This window comes from Clavibacter sp. MX14-G9D (assembly GCF_032917815.1).
GTDB lineage: Bacteria > Actinomycetota > Actinomycetes > Actinomycetales > Microbacteriaceae > Clavibacter > Clavibacter michiganensis_K.
Window position 1 is genome coordinate 1 of record NZ_JAVCVL010000276.1, and the last position, 3,134, is coordinate 3,134.

Sequence of the window (3,134 nt, forward strand, 5' to 3'; positions counted from 1 at the left end):
GGCCGTCGCCGCCGTGCCCGGCGCGACGCTCGAGGAGATCCCGACCGACGCGCACTCCGTGCTCGCGGGGCGGGACGCCGGTCGCGCGGTCGCCGACCGGCCCGCCGCCACGCGCCCGGACGCCGTGTTCGCCGCCAACGACCTGCTCGCCGTCGGCGTGCTGCAGGCGCTCGTGCTGCAGGGCGACGTGCGCGTGCCCGAGGACGTGGCCCTCATCGGCTACGACGACATCGCGTTCGCCTCCGCCACCGTGGTCCCGCTCTCGAGCGTGCGGCAGCCGAGCGCGCTGATCGGGGCGACCGCCGTCGAGCTGCTGCTCGACGCCGAGCCGCGCCACGTCCTGTTCCAGCCCGAGCTGGTCGTCCGCGCGTCCACGGTCGGGTAGCCCCGCGGGCGCGTCGCGCGCGGGCGGGGGTGGCCCGGCGCCGACTAGGCCGTGCGATCCCCGGGGCGCCGCACGAGCGTCCACGCGAAGGGCTCGAGGCGCACGGATCCGAGGGCCGCTCCCGTGACCGCGTCGGTCCCGACCGCCCCCAGGTCGACCTCGACGGCCTCGGATCCGTGGTTGACGACCGTGACGACGTCGCCCCGCACCGACGCCTCCACCCACGGGCTCGGGAGCTCGAGCACCGGCCGGACCCCCGCCTCGGCCGCCGCCCACGCCGTGACCGCGGCCATCCCGGCGTCGTCGGGGATCGTCGCCAGGTACCAGGCCGTGCCCGCGCCCGTGGCGCGGGCCGTGAGCGCCGGCTGGCCGGCCGCGCGGCCGGTGGCGTAGCGGCCGAGCACGCGGACCGGCCGCGGGTCGTCGGGCGCGACGAGGATCGCGAGCTCCTCCGCCAGCAGCTCGCCGACGAGGGTCCCGGCCTCGCTCTCCACCCGCACGGGATCCCCGGGGAGGGCGCCGAACTCCAGCACGGTCACGCCGAGCACGTCGCGGAGGCCCACCTGGAAGCCGCCCTCCCGGAAGGCGTCGTCCTCGTCGACGACGTCGCTGAAGGCGGTGACGAGGAGCCGGCCCCCGCCGGCCACGTACGCGGACAGCCCGCGGGCGCCCGCGTCGGTGAGCAGGTAGGAGTGGGCGAGCACGACGAGCGCGTACCCGGAGAGGTCGGCGGTCGGCTGCACGACGTCGACCGTGATCCCCTGCCGGTGGAAGGCCGCGTGCCACCGCTGGACGAGCGCCAGGAGGTCGAGGACGACGGGGTGGTCGGGGTTCTCGACGGCCCACCAGTTCTCCCAGTCCAGCACGAGCGCGACGGACGCCCCCGAGCCGTCGCCGCCCGCGGAGTCGCCGCCGAGCGCCGGGAGCGCGGCGAGCGTGCGCCCGAGGTCGACCACCTCCCGCCAGGTGCGCGTGCCGGTGCCGGCCTGGGGGAGCATCGCGGAGTGGAACTTCTCGCTGCCGCGACGGGACTGCCGCCACTGGAAGAACAGCACCGCGTCGGCGCCCCGTCCCACGGCCTGGAGGGAGAGCGCCGCCATCTGCCCGGGCACTTTGGGCGCGTTCGCGGGTCGCCAGCTGACCGCGCTCGTCGCCTGCTCCATGAGCAGCCACGGCCGGCCGGGCTTCAGCGAGCGCATGAGGTCGCGGGCGAACGCGGCGCTCCGGAACGACTCGGGATCGGCGGGGTCCGCGTAGTTGTCGTCGCTGACGACGTCCACCTCGGCGGCCCAGCGCCAGTAGTCGAGCGGGCGGAAGGCGCCCATGAAGTTCGTCGTCACGGGCTGCGTGGCGCCCGCCGCGCGGATGATGTCCCGCTCCATCACGTAGAGCTCGAGGAGGGCGTCCGACGTGAAGCGCCGGAAGTCGAGCAGGCCCGCGGGGTTGTGGCTGTAGGGCGCCTTCCGCGGCGGCACGATCTCCTCGAACGACCCGTAGCGCTGGGACCAGAACGCGGTGCCCCAGCGCCGGTTCAGCTCCTCGACGTCGCCGTACCTGCGGCGGAGCCACACCCGGAAGGCCGCGGCCGCGTCGTCGGAGTAGTCGTAGGGGAGGTGGCACGCGTACTCGTTGTTCACGTGCCAGAGCACGACGGCGGGGTGGTCGTGGTACCGCTCGGCGATCGCCGTGACGAGCCGGGCCGCGAGCCGTCGGTAGTCGGGCGAGGTGGGGCGGTACGCCTGGCGGCTCCCCGGCCAGTAGACGGAGCCGTCGGCGTCCACCGGCAGCATCCCGGGGTAGGCCGCCGTGGCCCACGCGGGCGGCGACGCCGTGGCGGTCGCGAGGTCCACGGACACGCCGCCCGCGTGGAGCAGGTCGAGGACCCGGTCCAGCCAGGCGAAGTCGAACGTGGACTCGTCCGGCTGGATCCGGGCCCAGGCGAAGATGCCGAGGCTCACCATCGTGACGCCCGCCTCCCGCATCAGCCGGACGTCCTCGTGCCAGGTCGCCTCGTCCCACTGCTCCGGGTTGTAGTCGCCTCCGTAGCCGATCATGCGCGGGTCCTTCCGTGGTGCTCGTGGGGGCGTGCGGGCGCCGACCGGCGCCCGCACGCGGGATCAGAGGTGCGGCGCGACGTGCTGGGCGAACGCGCGCACCACGCGGGACGCGACGGTCGCGGGGTCCTCGTCCCAGACGGCCTGGTGGAACACCTCCACCTCGACGTCGCCCGCGTAGCCGGCCTCCCGGACCGCGCGCGTGAGCCCGGGGAGGTCGATGACGCCGTCGCCCGGGAGGTGCCGCGCGAGGAGCACGTCGGCGGGCAGCGGCGTCGCCCAGTCGCACACCTGGTAGCTCGCGATGCGGCGCTCGGACCCGGCGCGGGCGATCCCCGCCAGCACCTCCGGATCCCACCACACGTGGAACGCGTCGACCACGACGCCCACGGCCTCCGCGGCGAAGGGCGCCGCGAGGTCGAGGGCCTGGGCGAGCGTCGAGACCACGGCGCGGTCGGAGGCGTACATGGGGTGCAGCGGCTCGATCGCGAGCCGCACGCCCGTCCGCTCGGCGTGCGCGACCAGCTCGGCGAGGGCGTCCTGCACGCGTCCGCGGGCGCCGACGAGGTCGCGGGATCCGTCGGGCAGGCCGCCGGCGACGAGCACGAGCTCGGGCGCCCCGAGGGCCGCGGCCTCGTCGAGCGCGCGCCGGTTGGCATCGAGGGCCGCGCGCCGCGCCGGGCCCTCGACGGCGG

At 76.1% G+C, this 3,134-nt stretch carries 3 protein-coding genes; 1 reads left to right on the forward strand and 2 read right to left on the reverse strand.

Annotated elements, in window-relative coordinates; all coding sequences use genetic code 11:
- A partial coding sequence (locus Q6969_RS14580; protein ID WP_317231092.1) for a substrate-binding domain-containing protein occupies nucleotides 1–385 on the forward strand: 385 nt, incomplete at its 5' end.
- 44 nt (nucleotides 386–429) lie between these two features.
- Here the strand turns inward: Q6969_RS14580 and Q6969_RS14585 are convergent.
- Nucleotides 430–2,439 (reverse strand): beta-galactosidase, encoded by a 2,010-nt coding sequence (locus tag Q6969_RS14585; protein WP_317231093.1) that lies wholly within the window; start codon nucleotides 2,437–2,439, stop codon nucleotides 430–432.
- 63 nt (nucleotides 2,440–2,502) lie between these two features.
- Nucleotides 2,503–3,134: sugar phosphate isomerase/epimerase family protein (locus tag Q6969_RS14590; RefSeq protein ID WP_317231094.1), on the reverse strand; the 632-nt coding region annotated here is incomplete at its 5' end.

Bases quoted from the DNA above. Each gene is read 5' to 3' on its own strand.
- Q6969_RS14585 (WP_317231093.1), bottom strand. From the start codon at position 2,439: ATGATCGGCTACGGAGGCGACTACAACCCGGAGCAGTGGGACGAGGCG.